The 16,965-nt window shown below is 42.4% G+C and carries 15 protein-coding genes and 1 pseudogene; 2 read left to right on the top strand and 14 right to left on the bottom strand.

Features of this window, described 5'->3' with window-relative positions; translation table 11 throughout:
- The first annotated feature begins 40 nt into the window (after nt 1–40).
- Nucleotides 41–985: a hypothetical protein gene (locus tag NEPTK9_RS03120; RefSeq protein ID WP_194847372.1), complete on the top strand. Its 945-nt coding sequence runs from the start codon at nt 41–43 to the stop codon at nt 983–985.
- Between the two features lie 103 nt (nt 986–1,088).
- On the opposite strand, the gene NEPTK9_RS03115 is transcribed toward NEPTK9_RS03120, so the two are convergent.
- From NEPTK9_RS03115 to traN, 3 genes are read right to left on the bottom strand one after another with little or no spacing between them, the layout of a single operon-like run.
- Entirely contained in the window at nt 1,089–2,459 is a 1,371-nt protein-coding gene (locus NEPTK9_RS03115) for a conjugal transfer protein TraH (protein ID WP_194847371.1), read from the bottom strand.
- A complete protein-coding gene (locus NEPTK9_RS03110) occupies nt 2,456–3,247 on the bottom strand; it encodes a conjugal transfer protein TraF (RefSeq protein ID WP_194847370.1) in 792 nt (263 codons plus the stop codon). The genes NEPTK9_RS03115 and NEPTK9_RS03110 overlap by 4 nt, the downstream gene beginning before the upstream one ends.
- The gene (gene traN, locus NEPTK9_RS03105) at nt 3,244–5,061 is read right to left on the bottom strand and encodes a conjugal transfer protein TraN (protein WP_194847369.1); all 1,818 of its coding nucleotides are present in this window, start codon (nt 5,059–5,061) and stop codon (nt 3,244–3,246) included. The genes NEPTK9_RS03110 and traN overlap by 4 nt, the downstream gene beginning before the upstream one ends.
- A gap of 303 nt (nt 5,062–5,364) precedes the next feature.
- Between traN and NEPTK9_RS03100 the strand changes: the two genes are divergently transcribed.
- Entirely contained in the window at nt 5,365–7,359 is a 1,995-nt protein-coding gene (locus tag NEPTK9_RS03100) for an ankyrin repeat domain-containing protein (protein ID WP_194847368.1), read from the top strand.
- Nucleotides 7,360–7,436: 77 nt separating this feature from the next.
- Here NEPTK9_RS03100 and NEPTK9_RS03095 read toward each other — a convergent pair whose 3' ends face one another.
- From NEPTK9_RS03095 to NEPTK9_RS09620, 11 genes and pseudogenes are all read right to left on the bottom strand, one after another.
- Nucleotides 7,437–8,438 (bottom strand): TraU family protein, encoded by a 1,002-nt coding sequence (locus NEPTK9_RS03095; protein WP_194847367.1) that lies wholly within the window; start codon nt 8,436–8,438, stop codon nt 7,437–7,439.
- Nucleotides 8,435–8,968, bottom strand: coding sequence for a type-F conjugative transfer system pilin assembly protein TrbC (gene trbC / locus NEPTK9_RS03090; protein WP_228547001.1), 534 nt, complete (start codon nt 8,966–8,968; stop codon nt 8,435–8,437). The genes NEPTK9_RS03095 and trbC overlap by 4 nt, the downstream gene beginning before the upstream one ends.
- A complete protein-coding gene (locus NEPTK9_RS03085; protein ID WP_228547000.1) occupies nt 8,965–9,600 on the bottom strand; it encodes a conjugal transfer protein TraW in 636 nt (211 codons plus the stop codon). The genes trbC and NEPTK9_RS03085 overlap by 4 nt, the downstream gene beginning before the upstream one ends.
- Nucleotides 9,601–9,877: 277 nt before the next feature.
- Nucleotides 9,878–11,299: an AAA family ATPase gene (locus tag NEPTK9_RS03080; protein ID WP_194847365.1), complete on the bottom strand. Its 1,422-nt coding sequence runs from the start codon at nt 11,297–11,299 to the stop codon at nt 9,878–9,880.
- A 434-nt stretch (nt 11,300–11,733) separates the two neighbouring features.
- A complete protein-coding gene (locus NEPTK9_RS03075) occupies nt 11,734–11,901 on the bottom strand; it encodes a hypothetical protein (protein ID WP_194847364.1) in 168 nt (55 codons plus the stop codon).
- A gap of 205 nt (nt 11,902–12,106) precedes the next feature.
- Nucleotides 12,107–12,253 carry a hypothetical protein gene (locus tag NEPTK9_RS03070; protein WP_194847363.1) on the bottom strand — a complete coding sequence of 49 codons (147 nt, stop codon included), beginning with the start codon at nt 12,251–12,253 and terminating at the stop codon, nt 12,107–12,109.
- A gap of 13 nt (nt 12,254–12,266) precedes the next feature.
- Nucleotides 12,267–12,893: a hypothetical protein gene (locus NEPTK9_RS03065; RefSeq protein WP_194847362.1), complete on the bottom strand. Its 627-nt coding sequence runs from the start codon at nt 12,891–12,893 to the stop codon at nt 12,267–12,269.
- The gene (gene traC, locus NEPTK9_RS03060) at nt 12,890–15,481 is read right to left on the bottom strand and encodes a type IV secretion system protein TraC (protein WP_194847361.1); all 2,592 of its coding nucleotides are present in this window, start codon (nt 15,479–15,481) and stop codon (nt 12,890–12,892) included. The genes NEPTK9_RS03065 and traC overlap by 4 nt, the downstream gene beginning before the upstream one ends.
- Nucleotides 15,478–15,699, bottom strand: coding sequence for a hypothetical protein (locus NEPTK9_RS03055; RefSeq protein ID WP_194847360.1), 222 nt, complete (start codon nt 15,697–15,699; stop codon nt 15,478–15,480). Before NEPTK9_RS03055 ends, traC begins: the two co-directional genes overlap by 4 nt.
- A 180-nt stretch (nt 15,700–15,879) precedes the next feature.
- Nucleotides 15,880–16,779 (bottom strand): transposase, encoded by a 900-nt coding sequence (locus NEPTK9_RS03050; RefSeq protein ID WP_194847359.1) that lies wholly within the window; start codon nt 16,777–16,779, stop codon nt 15,880–15,882.
- Nucleotides 16,776–16,965 (bottom strand): annotated as a pseudogene (locus NEPTK9_RS09620) (IS1634 family transposase); the annotation flags it as partial. The pseudogene NEPTK9_RS09620 and the gene NEPTK9_RS03050, both read right to left, overlap by 4 nt.

Raw genomic sequence — 16,965 nt, 5'->3', positions numbered from 1 at the left:
TATTGTATATTTTCTTAAATGCAACATGTAGGAGTTTGTTATGTCGGCATTAGAAACAGTAACCAATAGAAAGTATACTGAATACACGCATGTCATCAATAATGGCAACGGAAACCAACCAGGAGAATCAATAATTTTTGTAAACGGAATCATGAATGAGTTACAAGGTCTTAAAATTGACAAAGGACACCTTAAAGAAGCCGGTGCTAAAACTACCGCTAATGAAATTTCATCAAAAATTAATAATAAAAGAGTTGTCCTCTTTTATAACCCAACATTATGCCTTAGTAATCGAGACATTACAGCAGGAAAGAACGAAGTTGCTAAGTTATATCCTCTTTTGGCCGAACTAATTGAATCTGAGCATGAAAGATGTTCACCAGATACAAGTAAAAGAGTTCTGGTGATTGCTCATAGCCATGGAGCTTTATTAACATGCGAAGCTTTAAAGCTTGTAACACAACAAAAGATTCAAGATATAGAGGTAGCAACCTTTGGGGGAGCAAGATTGGTCCCTAATAGCTTGGGAAAGAAAGTACAAAACTTTATTCATGAAAGTGACCTCATATCAATATTAGCTCAAGTAAAATTCAAAACAGGATATATCCTCACCGATTTTTTCACACAAAAAAGAGAAGAGTTCCTAGGGATAGAATCAAATTTAGTGCAGACACAGAAGATTAAAAATGCTTTTAGTGCACACCTAAAATTTAAAGATGGACAGTCATTAGATAACGCTAAAAAAGAAACATATGCAGAAGAATTAAAAGAAATTTTAAATGCATCTTTAAATAAATCTAAAAAAGAAAAAATTAATCTTATTATAGAAGCCATGGTGAAAATAATTGTTGTTGAACTGAGTTTTTCATTAGAAATTTTATCTAATGTTGTTCCCCATAACAACAGCGCCCTGTTAAATATTCCCCATGACTTTTGTAGCACCTATTTAGATAAAGCTGTAGAAATAGTTAACGCAAGAACATAGTTTTACAATAGCTTGCTTGACCTATACCCTCGAATACTGAAAAATTAAAATTCGCACTAATCTCTATCACCCTAATTTAGGGAACGGCTTAAGTTAGTCCCCTTCATAAGTTGGCTCCTGGTCTATCTCTCAAATTTCTTTCGATGTCCATGAGGAATTGGATCATCTTTTGTTTCTCGGACATTTTTCGGTAGTTGTCGCTTTTGAGCCTTTCGATGCGAGTGAGTGTTTGTTCGAGTCCTTTTTTGAAGGTTTCGAAGGATTCCTGTTCGATTTGTTTTGATTGGATGGCCTCTGTTCTGAGAATCAGTGTTTTGACGATCTCTTCAACGTAGTTGGTGACTCTTTCGAAGGCAATAATCTCTGCGCATTGTCTTAAGGAGAGGTGTTTTTCAACGTTTTTTCCTTCCCACTGCCCCATGAGAACCATGAGGGAGGAGATGGGGAATTGAGTGCTTGTGATCATCTCTTTTTCTTTCTCGGTTAGGGGTTCGGGATCTTCGAGTCCTTCTTTGAGGATTTTTGACTGGAGGGTACGGAGAAGGGTCCAGATGCGGTCTTTTTCAGAGTGGCCAGAAGAGACTTGGATTGTGTGGTTTTTGTAGACAGACATGGGGAGGTTTCTCTCGACTTTGCCGAAGAGATAGGCATTATGGAGTTCTCCTCCGTTCATGAGGACGTCGAGGGCGGCTTCGGCTTTGGAAGGGAAGAATTCGAGGGTGTTTTGTTGTTTGAGGATGGTTCCGCTGATGTTGAGGTAGAGGTTGCGGACGGTGGGGTCGGTGATGTTGAGGTCTTTGATGACTTCCCAGGCGAGGTTGTAGTTTTCGATGAGGGCTCCTTCTTTTTTGGCGTGGTTAAGGGCAGCGGTTGTCATGTTGTCTGCGCGGTCACGACATCCGTGGCGGGCTTCGATCATCCCGGAGAAGAGTCCTTCTTTGGAGCCTGTTTGGGAGCAGATATAGCGGGTGGCTTCTTCTGACCTTGGCCAGATTCCTTGAACGAGGCTTGAGCCGATTTCGCAGGAGTTGATGTTGATGGCGTTGAGCTGGTTGGACCAGTGTTGGATTTTTGCTAGGGTTCCTGCGACGAGGGGGGAGGTGGTTTCTAAAGCGAGGAGGAAGGCGTGGGTTCCGGCATTTTTGGCGATGTTTTTGAGGGTTTTGACCATTTCTTCTTTGCTGACGATGTTGAGGGCTCCCATGGTGTAGTCGATGCCTCCGCAGCCGACGTTGATTTTGGGAAGGGAGATGTGGACGGGGTTGATGTCGGATACTTGGGTGCGGACAAATCCTGAACCTCCGATGAAGTTGACGCCGATGACATCGTCATAAAAGGTGTCTGCTTCGGTGATATTGGCGGGGGTGTTGGTTTGGTCGAAAAATTCTTGGATTTTTCCTGAGAGGCTCTTTTTTTCTTTGGCGGGCAAGAAAGGGGTGAGACAAAGCATGGAAAGGAGTAGGAGTTTTTTCATGGGTTTTCCTCGAGTTGGTGTCTTTTTGCTTGGCTATAGATATGTTCGATGAGCTCTGGAACGGAGAGAACTCCTATTCCTACGGGGTATCCTTCTTTGGTTTCGGGGTTGACGATGAAGAAGGTGGGGCTTTTTTTGATGCCAAATTTTTCTGCGAGTCCTTGGTTTTTTTGGGGGTTGGGAAAGGCTTTTGTGGGAAGGCCATTGGTAGAGACGACTCTTACCTGCCACTGGGTGACTGCGCTGAATTGCTTTAGGATATGGGCGGCGGCTTCTGAGTAGGGGTCTTCTCCTTCTGCAAAAAGGAGGAGGAAGAAGTTTTTTTGTAAGCTCTCGAGGGTTTGGAGTTTTTGGGCTGCTTCGGCTTTTTTATGGACTTCAATTCCGATTGTTGAGGTGCTGGCTCCTATCCCTTCTCCTAGTTCGGGGAGGTCGAGGAGGAGGTATTGCCATTTTTTGGCAAAGTGGCTTGCTTGATCGATTATTTGGTTTTGTTTTTGGATGTAACGGATGAGGTTGTCTTCTGTGGGGGTGAGGATCGCTAGGCAGCGGAGGGCGTAGAGCTCTTTTTTTTGTTCGGTAAGGATTTCTGCAGCTTCTTCGGGGGTTTGGGGTTTTGGGGTTGTTGGTTGCATTTTGGGGTCTTCGAAGAAGTAAAACCCTTGGATCTCTTCTTCTTCGTAAAATCCTGCGTGGATTGAGTTGGAAAGGATAAAGGTTATTGAGAGTAGGCTAAGCAAAAGGGTCTTAGGCGTGGTAAGCCTTTTAAGGGTGGAGGTTTTTTTCATAGAGGGCCTTGCTTATGTTTTGTTTTTTTTGAGAGCTCGGTTTTCTCTTCTGTTTTTGCTTGGACCTTTTCTTTAGAGAGTGACTGGGCAAAGTCTGCGGCTAGGGATTGGAGTTTTGCTGCGAGTTTTTGGGAGTCGATTTTTTTGTGGAGCTCTTCGATAAAGTCGGTAAAGTCCATGTGCTCAAAGTTCAGGGATTGGAGCTGCGATAGGGTGAGCCCTTGGCAGCTGGGGTTTTCTGGTTTTCCCCAGGAGATCCCGAGCTGCTTGTGTCCTTCTTCTTGGATGATGCGGGCAAGTTTTGTGGGGAAGCAGCAGTAGACGTGCTCTGTCATCAGGAGTTTTTTGATCGAGCCGATCCGGTGACATTTTTTTTCTTGGACTTTTTCGAAGAGGTCTTTTTCTTCTTTGTTACATTTTCCTAGGGTGAGGCCGATAAAAACCCCTCCCCCTTTGCAGTCTTTTTTGTGACAGCAGTCGAAAAGGTTTTTGGAATCAAAACTTCTTCGACATTTGGAGGTTTTCCCTGAAAAAATGGCGGGTGCATGGGGATCAAGTCCTTTTTCTGAGATGCTTTGTCCTAAGCTTTCAAGTGCTCCAAGGGTTGAGATGACTTGGCCAAAGTCTCTATTTTTTTCGTATGAGGGGTCGAAGTCTTCGAGATCAAAGAGTTCTTCCTCTTGAAAGGTCACTTTTTGGGAGGTGTGGGCGGCTTTACCCCCTAGGTCATAGGTTTTTTCCCATGTTAGGCAGTCTCCAGATGGGTCTTCTTGGATACAGGTTCTTTTGATAAGGATGCCCCCTTGCTCTTGGAGTCTTTTGCATTTGGAGTTTGCTGCTGGTTTGCAGGAGAAGATAAGGCGCTGGTTCCACGAGTCGCGGTAGAGGGGTTTGCCGGAGATGGTGCGGCTTCCGGGATGGAACTCTTGGGTTTGCAAAAGGTGGCAGTCGATATTGGCTTCTAGGGTTTGGAGCGTTTTTTTGTCAGCGGGAGTGGGTTCCCACCGGTCGAGCTCTTTTTCTTTTTGGAGAACTTTTGTTTCAAGCTGGCTTTTATCGCAGAAAAAGCCCTCTTTATGGGTCCAGGTTTTGACCACATGGTAGCTGCTAAAAAGTCCTCCACTATGGGGATAGGCTCTCCATGTCTTGAGGTTGGGGTCGCTTGAAAGTTCTTTTTCCCATGCTCTTAGCTGGTTTTTAGCATCCCCTTCCCAGAAGAATTTTTTTTCTTTTTTGTGGCCGAGGCAGATCCGTACTGTTTGGGTCTTTTGAGGGATAATCGTGACCACTCTTGCTTTATCGATCGTCTTGATAAAGCTTCCTCCCTCGTGGCAGGTTTTAAGGTGGGTCTCTTCGGGAGTAATCTGCTCTTCGGTATGCAAGATGCCGATCCCTTTTTGGGCATTTTCTAAAGTCGCCCTCGAAGAAGTAAGGAAAGCTTCGGATCCTTCGATCTCTTCCACTCTTAAGGAAGCATCAAGCATCTCTTGAAGGTCTGCTTCAAGGGGTAATAGCTCTTGCTTGTCTGTTTTCTCTGCAGCAAGGGTTTCATCGAAGGTTTTTCCTCGATCCTCTTCTGGAAGAAGCTCATCTGGTTCGATGATAGAGAGGTTTTTTCCTGAGAAGAAGGACTCTAGGATGGTCTTTGCCTGATGGTTCCCTTCTTTTGCAAGGGCTTTTGCCTCTTCTTTTGTTCTTTTGAGGTTGGTTTTGACCTCTGACTCTAGGGAATCTGCGCCAAAAAGAAGGGATGTGTCAGAAAGGCAGAGAGCCGCGAAAAGAAAAAGGGCACCTATTAGAAGTTGTTTACTCATATCCTCACATGAAAGTAAGCAAATAAGTACACTACCTAAAATGTTCGTAAGGTGTCAAGGATCAAAAACTTACTTAACAGCAGAAAAAAACCAGTCGCCTCTAATGTGACACGTCGAAACTGCTGATCTTGGAAAATTTCAAGCTTTGCCGTTTTTAGAGTCTTAAGGGTATGAAGCCCTATACAAGAGTGTTGGTACATACTGATTCTCTTAATTGATCACCTGCAGCATAAAAATAATGCTTTACAAAAAGCCTACAACCTTTAATGATCACTTCCATTAGAACTTATTTAGGAGGCAGATATGTCATCAACGTCAAGCAGCTCATCAAACTCAAGTAGCTCATCAACGTCAAATCTTGCGATTAACATGGATGCTTTGCGAAACTATTACGCTAAGCAGGAAAATCCCCTGATAGATGAAATGGAATCTGGCTCGATTACCCCGAGGGCAGTAGTTAAGAATCCTTCGATAAACGGCACTAAAGAATACCAGCCAGTATGTGAAGCAGGGGCCAATCCATATCGTGTAACGCGATATACAATAGAAAGATCTCCCAATTATAAAACAAAAGAACAAGATGTTTTTAAAAAGGCTCTTGCTCATTTAATGGATAAAAACATACCTCCTTACGGAACCTCTGATGCTAAGAATGTGATCCTAGTAGATGTTTTTGTGTGGGAGAAAGGTTCAGTAAAGCTTGAACAGAATAAACCAGAGTTTCACACCGTATGTCTATGTAAGAAATCAGATAATACTCTTATCCTTATTGATCCATCGGATATCATGAAAACATCTAAGCAAATTAAAGAGATTGTTAAAGGTGTATCACCTAGCACACAAGTCGAACCAATAAAGTTTAGCTCGAGAAATCCGAAAGAAGTCAAGTTCTATGCTCCTCCAAATGGAACAATTCGTACAGCCGATGTAGGTAGAAAAGAAGGTGAGCGAAGAGATTGTATTGATGTCGCTGTAAAAATCGCTTTTGTACTTATTGAAGCACAAAAAGGTGGTAAAAATTTAACAGCTGCTATTAACGAGGTATCGCATTTATCTAACCAAGATATTAATACCCGCTTGAAAATGAGAGGTTCTGCTGCTAAGGGAACTTTAATACGGGGGCTACAGTGCTCCAATCGTGCAATTAGAAGTACAGTGATTAGTTTATTCGAAAAAAGTACTGATATTTACAAGCATGTGGCCCCTTTAAATCATAAAGATTTGGAAGTAATTCACGATGAGAGAAAAAAGTATCTTGAGACTATTTCAAGTCTAAGCGTATCCTTGAAAAGTGTAGGGCGAGTAAGTTTAAGAGCGTTACGAAAAATGGTTGATTTACATCGAATTCTAGAAGAATTCAATAGAGAAACTCTCTTTGGCGCCAGTATTAAGATTGACTCAGCAATTGACATTGAGAGTTGTATTACCGATAGAGACTTTAATCGGACTGATCTTCATTTGGCAATTATTGAAAAGAAAGGCTCAGTTAAAGACGTTTTAAAAAAATATGGAAACCTTAAAAAACCACAAGCATCAAAGTTAATTGGCTGGGCTGATATTCACGGTCAGACCGCTTTACATTGGGCAGTAGATAGAGCGCCTACAGAAGAATGCAAATTGCTATATGACTCCATGACTCCAGACCAAATTTGCTATCAAATGAATGATCGCCTTCAAACAGCGTTGCACTTTGCAGTTCATGCAAACCGTCCAGAGATAGTCAAGCTGTTGCTAAGCCGAAACGATGTAAAAAAAAGCTTAGTGGGGCCTCGCGATGTTCTCGGTCAGACCGCTTTGTATTGGGCAGTACATAAAGCGCCTTTAGAAGTATGTAACTTGCTCTATGAACTCATGACTCCAGAGCAAATTTGCTATCCAATGAATTGTGACCTTTACACAGCGTTGCACTTTGCAGTTCATGCAAACCGTCCAGAGATAGTCAAGCTGTTGCTAAGCCGAGACGATGTAAAAGAAAGGTTAGTAGGGATTCGCGATACTCACGGTCAGACCGCTTTACATTGGGCAGTAGATAAAGCGCCTTTAGAAGTATGTAACTTGCTCTATGAACTCATGACTCCAGAGCAAATTTGCTATCCAATGAATGATCGACTTCACACAGTATTGCATCTTGCAGCTCATGCAAACCGCCCAGAGATAGTCAAGCTGTTGCTAAGCAACAATAGTGTAAAAGGAGGGTTAATTGGACTCAAAGATTACAACAATGAAACTGCGCTAGATTGGGCTAAACATGAAGGCCAAAAATTTGAAGGAATTTGCAATATATTGAATGGAAACTAAATACGTTTCCATAAGAACCATATGGACTAGAATTTTAATCATTTACCAATCGCCGCGCAATCTTAAGGCCTTACTGCTTAACCCCCTGTTCCTATTTTCTTAGCAATCTTGTAAGGATCTAAGCAGCAATGTTTTTTTGTCCAAATGAGGTAAACAAAATCCTCTCCTCCATAGGGATAAGTTTTCCCGATCCCCCATAGTAGGTCACTCCTTCCAAGGGCATTACAAGGACCTTTGGTTTGAGCGATGGGGTAGGTTAGCTGCGTTTTATAGGCACTTTTTTTGATGCGATAGGAGGAATGGCTTTCGCAGTAGTTATCCTCTTCGAAGACTTGCAAAACATGCCAGTTGTGGAGCTTGGCAAGGAGGCGGTGGACAAGGAGAGAACTTGCTTGAATCCCTCCGGTATGGGTAGAGACATTCCCTGTGAGAGGGTAGAGAGAGCCTTGGCATCCAGCGCACCAAAATAGGCGATCTAGGGGTTTTTGAAAGCTGGAGGCTCCGCAGTCTGCGATACAGGCGACTTGGGCAAGGGGATTGGCAAAGAGAACAATTTCGGGATTGATGATGGTGTTCCACTTGTCCCCTCCCCAGAAGGGATCAAATTCTGACATGTAGCCAATGTCTAGGGGAAACCGGTCTTCACAGACAAATTCTATCCCTAGATCGAGGAGGTTAAGGATGGGAAACTGGTAGTAGTGAACATGGTAGAAGCTATTGGAGGCAATTTCTGGTGTGGTCGATTTTACCCCTCCACGGTTTAGACCGGGCTTTGCTATGGAAATGCCTCCCAGTCCCATAAGTTTATAAGGGGTGCGGGTGACATCGATGAGGCGTGTGGGTTCCCAAAAGGCAATGGGAACTCCTATAAGATCCCCATGACAGTGGCATAGAAGTTTTTTCTTATATTTGATCAGGTCTTTATGTTTGGGAGTGACGTTCCCACCTCCAATATGGATAGGGAAGAGACAACTCCAACAGACGTCTGTGACGGGATTGATGAACTTTCCTTCAGGATAGGCTGTTAGAGGGAGGAGAAAGAAAAGGCTGGTGACAATACATTTTAGAAGGAGTCTCACTGGTAACCTCTTTGAGATAAACGGCTTTTTGTCTTGAGCTCTTTGGCAAGAGTGGGTAGCTCTCCTTGGTTAGCAAAGGTCTCTAGAGCGTACGAGATAGGAACATTTCCTACTATATGATCAGAGATTTTCTCTTCTTTTAGAACAATGGTTGGAACTGCAGTGATATTGTGCTCATTGAAAGAATCGGGATCGATCAGAATAGGAGCATTTAGGCCAAGCGTTTTAAGGTGATTGAGTTTCTGGAAGAATTCAGCAAAGGAGTTGTTAGGAAGCCCTCGAATGACAAAAGCACCTCCATAGATCTCTAGTTCCGATGAAAAAGAAAGGAGCGCTGCATCTGGCATGGAAAGTGAGATAAAAACCAGGAGAGGGTAGTGAGCTTCTATAGGGGGACTCTCGTAACACCCTCCACTGGGGCATTTTGATTCGAAAGCTGGAATTGGGTGAGAGAAGTCATTTGCACATCCTATTGAGAGCGAAACTATGAAACCAAGAATGCATGTGCGACAAAATGTGAGTGTGATCATCGGCTTCCTTTTTGGATGGGAATCTCTTCAATCAGAAGCTTTTCCCCTGCTTGAGTGATGCGGCATGGGATTTTTTCTATCTGAAATTTTTTTGAGTAAAACCCTCCTTGATCGAAGAAGACAGGGCGCTTTTTTTCTTCTTGAAGCTTAAGAGGATCTCCTCCAATGAGGATCCACTTAAACTCCCCTGTTTGGCTTTCAGCCCACTTAATGTGTTTGGGATTTTCTCCATCAAAGAAAAGGAGCCCTTCATCCAGGGTAACATGCTCTAAAGGGTTTATTTTTGTCCCCTTTGAAAAAAGGATCTTCCCCTCAGCATCTGTAATATCTTCCTGCAAGGTCGCTGATGGATCATAGAAAAATGCATGGTAGTGGTCGGCCTCTTTGATCCAGGGTATTTTCTTAAAGACTCTCCCCTCTTTTTTAACTGTTTCTCCTAAAAGCTCCATTTGCTTCTCGATCTCTGTTTGAGATATCTTTTTTGCCTTTGTTTGGAGAACCTCTTTTAAGCTTTCTTCTTTAATGGGGAATGTCTGCCCAAGAGTTTCAAAGTCTTTAGCTTCAAGGGAAGCTCCCAGAACTGTTAAGGCTATGCCTAGGAAAAAGGAAGGTATCTGATTTTTTTGTTTCATTAAGCTTTCTAGTCGCCGCCTTGCGATCATTTTGTCGATTTATTGATGTTTTTTTGTTGAGGATTTCGCATCATTACAATGACAAATGCCATTATAGTGAGTGGACGGTTTCTCAAGGAGTTTATAACCAATACATTGTGAAACCTGTTTCTTCTAGCAAATGTCATTTTTGTTCTTACCATTCCAATCTAATGGTGTCGTTCTCAAATGGATGTTCTGAGTTTCTAATCAAAAGTTCCCCCTAAATTTAGGGTTAAAAAACTTAGGAAAGCGCTCATTATAAAAGTTCCGTCCAGTCAATGATTTGATTGAAATAGTCTTTAGCAATCACTTCTTCAGTCACACCTCCTACATGAATCAGGATTGGGCGATAAGAAATATGGCGGGGAATCTCAAGATTTGCGATCTTTTTCTGCATATCCTCAACCACTTGAGGACCTATCGGATTTTTTGAAAACTTGACCTCACAGATGTAAAGGGTACTTTTTGCTTGAATAAGGTAGTCAATCTGACACCCATTCCTTTTTGTTGTTTTCGTCTGAAAGTAAGGACCATCGTATTCGTAGTCTTCTGGACGAATATAAAGAAGCTGGAAAAGTTCCCAAGAGTTATTAGTCACAAGGTTTTCAAATTGGAACCCCATGATCGTTTCCCAACTAGAGGCGCTATATAAAGAGCTGTTTTTGAATTTTCCCTTTAAAATTTTCTCTCTATTAGGAGAAATGTATTTTAAGTAAAATCGTAAGTAATTGTCGCTGAGACGATATTTTCTTAAATTGCTCTGCTTGGTCGTTTTAAAGTCCCAGGTGAAGTCTGCGGAGATAAACCCTGCTTCTGTTAAGTCCTTGATATATTCTGACATCACCCTCCCATTCCCACGCTTGATTGACTGGCAGATCTCTTTTTGGGATAGAGAAAGGGTATTAACAAGAGACTCCACAATATCTTTGTATGCCTTACTTCTTTTTGAGAATAGATCGTGAAAGATCCGATTAAACTCATTAAAGAGAAGACCTTCTTCTGAAAAGCAAAGTCTATGAATATTTTCTTCTGCTGTGAGCCCTGGATCAATCGCTTCAAGGTATTTGGGAACACCACCTGTTATATTGAGCATCTTTAATTTTTCATAAGCAGAAACAGAACTTGCTTGCTTTCCCCAAAATTTAGTGCATTCTTTAACAGAAAGTTCTCTGAGTGTTAAGGTAATATCGACGCGCCCAAAGAAACCTGTGCTATTGAGGATATTCTCATCTATCCAACTTGCAATAGAGCTTGCTACAATAAGGACGAGCTTGGGGTTCTTTTCAAAAAATCGATCCCACGCAATTTTAAGCTTCCCAAGAAACGTGGGGTCTTTCGACCCCATCCAAGCAATTTCGTCCAGGGCAATCAAAATGCGACCTTTTTCTCCTTCTTTGCCTATGGCCCAAAAAAGCTTACTCCAATCATCATTTTCGACAAATGGTAACCCTTGGTCCGCCATTTGCTGAGCGAACTCGTTTCTTTGCATTTGTTGATCCACACCTGGTGTGGGAGGGATACCTGTAAACATCAGTTTTTTCTCAAAGTGCTTCGAAAACTCGGTAATCAAGCGGCTTTTTCCGATCCGTCGTCGCCCTCGTATTGCTACAAACGTGGCTGCTCTTCTTCGAAAGCACCCCTTCAAAATTTCCATTTCTTCTTCTCTACCAATGAACATGGCGACCTCTTCGTTTTATCAACAGTTTTAGGGTTTTATGATTCATACCATACTCTATATGCGCATCATAAAATCGATGTTTTTCTGTTTTTATGATACTTTTCCTGCTCTTTTTCTGCATCATAAATTTGACTTTTTGACTATTTTATGATGCATTTTTCCCTAAACCATTGGTAATTAGATTGTTTTAAGGCTTGAAAATTGTCGATTTTTGCGCTACTTTTTTATTTTTCATTTCTCTACCCGGGAAATGGTTGGGGTTAATGGAGGGATTTTCCCTAATAGGTGCTCTTCAAGTGTAGTCCCCCAAGGGAGAGAAAAGGTCACTTGATCACCATTTTCTCTAGTGATGGTGAACTTTGCGATTCCCCCCTTTTTTCCTTTGACATTCGGGCTAAATAGCAAAGTTTTATTCTCACAAAAAAATTCTCCTCTTACCCTGAAGATTGTGAATAGGTTTGCAACTTTTCTCCCTTTTCAAACCCTTCAAAATCAAAAGAGTAAAGTTCTACACCAGTCGCTTTGAGCTTTCCTTGTATCTTTGCCTCTCCAAAAGAGGCTTCTATGGGGTGAGGAATGATTTTAATCGGGGGACTTTTCATTTTTTTTGCTTCTACATAAAATTCAAGTTCTTCGCCTGGCAAAAATCCTCGACTGGTAAAGATAAAAATAGGGTTCCTGCTCCCCTGTTTTGAGCATTCTGTTTGGCTCTTGGGTCGCCTGTGAAGTAGTCTATTCCTATGGAGAATGCAAGGGGTGTCATCGGGAAGATTGTTCATTCTTATCATTGTTATGTAGTGCCCATCGTCAAATGAGTCTATTGACTGTGTGCCAGTCAACTCTAGAATCTGCTCGCTGGAGAGCGATTTCATAAGTGACCCCAATCTCTTCGCTTGTATGTGCTAAAGCTCCTAAAGTTGTTGCTAAAACTAGGATAATCGTTTTTAGTTTCATTGATTCCTCCTTCTTAATGTTGCTTTCTTAGTTCGTGGGGAAGCTTTCTTCCGATAGGGATCTCCTCAACGAGAATCTGATTTCCTACTTGGGTCACGCGGCTAGGAAGCTTTTCTACTCCAACTTTCTGAAAGAGTAACCCATAGATATCAAAATAAAAGTCTCTCCCTTTCATGGGATAGATCGTATAAAGCCCTTTTTGATCCTTCATATGCTCTCGAAGACCCGCTCGATCACCACCGCGGAAAATAACGACTTTGAAATCAGGGCTTTGTGTTCGTACCCAATCGAAGTGGACGGGGTTGTATCCATCGATAAAAAGGAATTTCCCTTCGAGGGTCACCTTGCCCTGTGTGAAAATTTTCCCTTTTTCAAGGTAGATAAATCTTTCAATATGCTCTACATCAGACTTCATCGTTGTGAGTGGGTTGAAAAACCTTTTAGCATAACTCTTAGCATTGGTTAAATGATCAGCGGCATCGATATCTTTAGGAATCTCTACTTCAGCAGGAATGATGATGTCCCTTTTTGGGTTGGAGATTCTAGAGAGGGTGTCGTTAAAAAGGCTCTGATCTTCTCCTGAATAGAGAGGAGAAATGAACGATCCCAATAGAACCAAGAGACTGATTGGTAGCTTCATTGTGTATCCTTTAGTGGCTGATTTTTTAATTGCTTGATTGTCTGCTCGATTGAGAGTCCTCTAGAGCGGAGGTAATTTACCTTTTGTTTGTTTTCAAGCATCCATTCAATGGCTTCTTCAATGGAAAACCCTTGCTTTTTGAGCTCCATGACAGGACCAAATTCCTCGGGTTTTGTGGAAAAGAGGAGGAGGGAGAAGGGATCAAGCCGGAGTTGGGAAAGAGAAAATGATCCGTACCCTTTATCGTAGATGAAGGCTTCGGAGTAGCCGTCTCCTTTACGGAGAGAGTTGAGCATCTGCTCGACTCCATTTGAGAGCTCAAAGATCTTTTTTTCACGGATGACGTTGAGGGAGTCGCTGTCTCTTCCTAGCATGATGAGCCAATTGGAGTTTTTAAAGGCTGCTGCAGCTCCTGGGGAGCACTCGAAGTCTTTGAGCCCTTGGGTTCCGACAAATAAAGAGCCATTGTACTTCCTAAGCCGACGGGCCATACTTTCGATAAATCCTTCCATTTGGGGGCTTTTAAGGAGATCCCAAGCCTCATCGATACAGATGAGACTTCTTTTTTCTCGGTCTCCCATGAAAACTTCCGTGGAGATCATGAGGGAGAAAATTTGGAGGATCACGGCTTGAAGATCTCCCATATTTTTGAGCTCTTCAGTTTCAATGACAACAAAATTACTGTCGAAGTGGACCTGATTTTCTCCATAGAAGAAGTTTTTGTATTCCCCTGTTGAAGAATATCTTTGGAGACGGTCGATAAGACTTTCAGTGGCTCCTTTCATGAGCTCAGAGTCATAGTGGATTGCTTTTAAGATGGTGATGATGTCATCGACGGTTGCCTTCTTTCCTTTGAGCCTCCAGGCTTCTCGAACACATTTGTTTAAGATGTTAACCCGATCTCCATCGATTTTTTCCATGGGCATGGCCATTGTGGCAATAATGGAGGAGACCATATTAAGCGCTGCATCTAGAGCTTCCATATCTCCATCTGTCTGGATAAGAGCAAAAGGGTTAAGGTTTAAGTTGCTCTCCTTGGTAAAGAAGAGGTATTGCCCATCTAAAAGGTGGCAGAGCTTTTCAAAGGAGCGGCCAAGGTCTAGAACAAATACCCGTCCTCCAATCGCCATTTGGTTGAGCATCAACTCGGCTAGAAAGACGGTCTTTCCGGATCCTGAGGCTCCGATGACTACCCCGTTGTAGTTACTGGCAGAGGTGAAGGGATCCCAAAAAGCCATCTGCCCTCTTCTTCCGATGAGGGGCATCCCTTGGGTGCTGTTTCCTTTCCATTCTGAGACGATGGGGGCAAAACGAGCTGTCTCTTCTGTCAAGGTTGTTTTGGTCTTTCGAGTTTTTTTGATTCCTTCTAGGTTGGGAGTTTCTCCCCATCCCATCGGAAGGGAACGAATGAGATCATCTAAATGGAAAAAGTTTGTCTCCTGGAGCTTAAACCCATACTTCTGATAGAGGGCAACAAGGGTGGATTCCGCATCAGGAAATTTTTCTAGACTGCCATAGAGCCCGATGTTGAAGCGGGTTTTGACAAATTTCTCCCCTGAATTGAGTGATTGGAAAACAAAATCATGCTCTTCTGACTCTCTCATGAGGTGGGGATTCTTTTTAAAAACTCCCGCAAGTCGAAATTGTTGTTTTAAAAGGGCTGACTTGGAGCGAAGGCTTAGCTCCTCTTTTCTCTGAGTGGGATAATGGATCCCATAATGGATGAAAAAAGGGGTGGGAATACGGTAGGAATGATCTAAAAAGTCTCCAAGAAGTTCTGAATTAAAGGGAAGCTCCCACTCTTCGGGAAGATCCAGTGTCTGATACATTTTAAAGTAGGTTTCTCCTTCACTGTGGAGGGAGAGACCTTTGGGCTCGATCTCTAAAGCTCCAAGTGCGCCGACTTCTTCGTTTAAGAAGCTATGAGGGTGGAGGGTCTTTGGGGCTCGAGATTCTGTTGTTTGATCGATACTTGTTAAGTGGGTGAGGATCTGAATGAGATGGGTGGGTGAGGCATCGACTGCGTAGGAAAGTCTTGAAAAGGTGGAAAAGGCTTTTTTCTTAAAGCTTTCGAGTTTTCTTAAGAGGCTTTCTACTTCGGACCGCTCCCCTTTTGGAATGCTATAGGAAAAAAAGAGACGAAAATTTCTTGGAGGGACAGGAACGATGGGATTAGGAGAAAGAGATTCGTGTTGAAAAAACTGTTTTTTCTTTTCGGTGATCTTTTTGAAGATGGGGTGTCCCTTTTTTCGAGGCTCTGACCAAACATCGAGAATGGGGTCAATGAAGGGGTCTGCAAAAAGGAGAAACTGACAGGAGGCTCCCTGCATGTAGAGGGCTTTTATCAGGGAGGCCATTTCTTCTTCGGTGTTTTGGGCTGCAAAGGGAAGAGGATTAACCTCAAAGGTAAAACCAAAGGAGTGCTCATTTTCGTAGATGCCTCTTTCTTCTGAGTAGAGTCTATAGGGTAGAAGCTCTTGGAAATGGCTTTTTTGCAAAAAGGTCCTTGAGACACTTTCCTTCTTAAGCTCCATAGTGTCAGAGGAATCATCCCCAAATAGTTGAGCTATTCTTCTTTTAAGTTTCAACGGCAACTCCTAGGATCTCGGACAAAGTGGTTTTTCCCATCATCAAAAGGATCCTCTGAATTAGAGTCTTCTTCAATAATCATATCGAGAACATCAGAGGTAGAGACGCAACCAACGCCTTTTCCAGGAGGACACTGGAAACTTCCTTTGTAAATGCCACAAGCTGATGCAAATAAAGACAACGCTCCTAGAAGCGCCCATTTTTTAAGTTTTTTCATAGAAACCTCGTTTGGTGACAGCAATTCCCGGAATAAAAAATTTGAATAGCCCCCCTAACCATTTTTAAGCTACTAAAATTTCGTCCATGGAGGGACTATAAGGAAATAGCATTTCCATTGGTAATTTTTTCGTTAAATCTGAGCTACTAAAATACAGGGTTACCTAATTTGGGCTCTAGTTTAAGAGGAGTTCAATATGGGGATGGCTCGCTGATTACCTGCCATAATTGCTTCGTATAGAAGCTTCCAAGAAGGGATAATATAGGTTCTAAAAAACGCCCTAATTGTTTCCCAGAGGTACATTTTTCTTGAGTGCTCAGCCTTTAAGGCTCCTTGAAATAATGTGCAACATATCTTCTCCGCTTCATCTATCAGAAACGCTAACATCATGATCATTGCAAGGTTAGTGGTTAGGTTTTTATTTCCGTGTCCAAAATTATGCCCAAATTGGTAACCCTGATTTTTGAGCGTGTTAAATGTCTCGTTCTCAATATGCCATCTAGCTCTACCTCCTCGGGCAATATCATAGGCATTTTCTTTGTTGATCTGAGTATCTGTGACCCAGGTGTTATGGTAAGTTTTCCCTTTTTTATCTGTGACCCAATACTCTAAGAAGTTCACTTTGAAATCTGCATGTGCATCGTTTAGTGGAGCTCCATTGACAAACCTAAACTTATGCGTTTTTAGGTCTTTGCAGACAAAAAAATGCTCCCCCTGGTTTTTGTTCTTATTACCTTCTTGGTCCCAGTTAAAGGTATTTACCCAATCAAATAAGTTTCGATTGCCATCGGGTTTTACTACCGTAATAAAGCTAATATTTAGCTTTGTTAGTAACTTTAGATGGGGACCATTTGCAGCCAGTGCATCTTCTACCAGAATAACAGGCAAGTGGGGGTGCTCTTTTCTAAAGTCTAAAAGAAACCTCTCACTTGCATTCCTTTCACAGTCATTTTTTGACGAACCATCTTCTTTCATAATTGGCTCTGGGCAAAGAGGAATCACTTCTTTTTTGTCTGGATGAGCAATAACTGAACCCAAAAACTGATGGTAGTATGTTATAGCCCATGTTCCGCAAGTCATGCTGCATCCTCATATATTTTTTGGTATACCGGTCCCATTAAGCTGAGTATGGTTATCCTCACTGCATTGAGGTTTAGTACCATTTCGGCAACCCCTTGATCGGTTGTTTTATAGAGAATATGAACTCCCTCAAAGAGTTGATAAATCCACCTCATCGTGGGTTTCTTTGTTGGCTGGCCTCTCTGG

This window comes from Candidatus Neptunochlamydia vexilliferae (assembly GCF_015356785.1).
Taxonomy (GTDB): Bacteria; Chlamydiota; Chlamydiia; order Chlamydiales; family Simkaniaceae; genus Neptunichlamydia; species Neptunichlamydia vexilliferae.
This window is presented reverse-complemented; position numbering and strand designations above follow the sequence as displayed.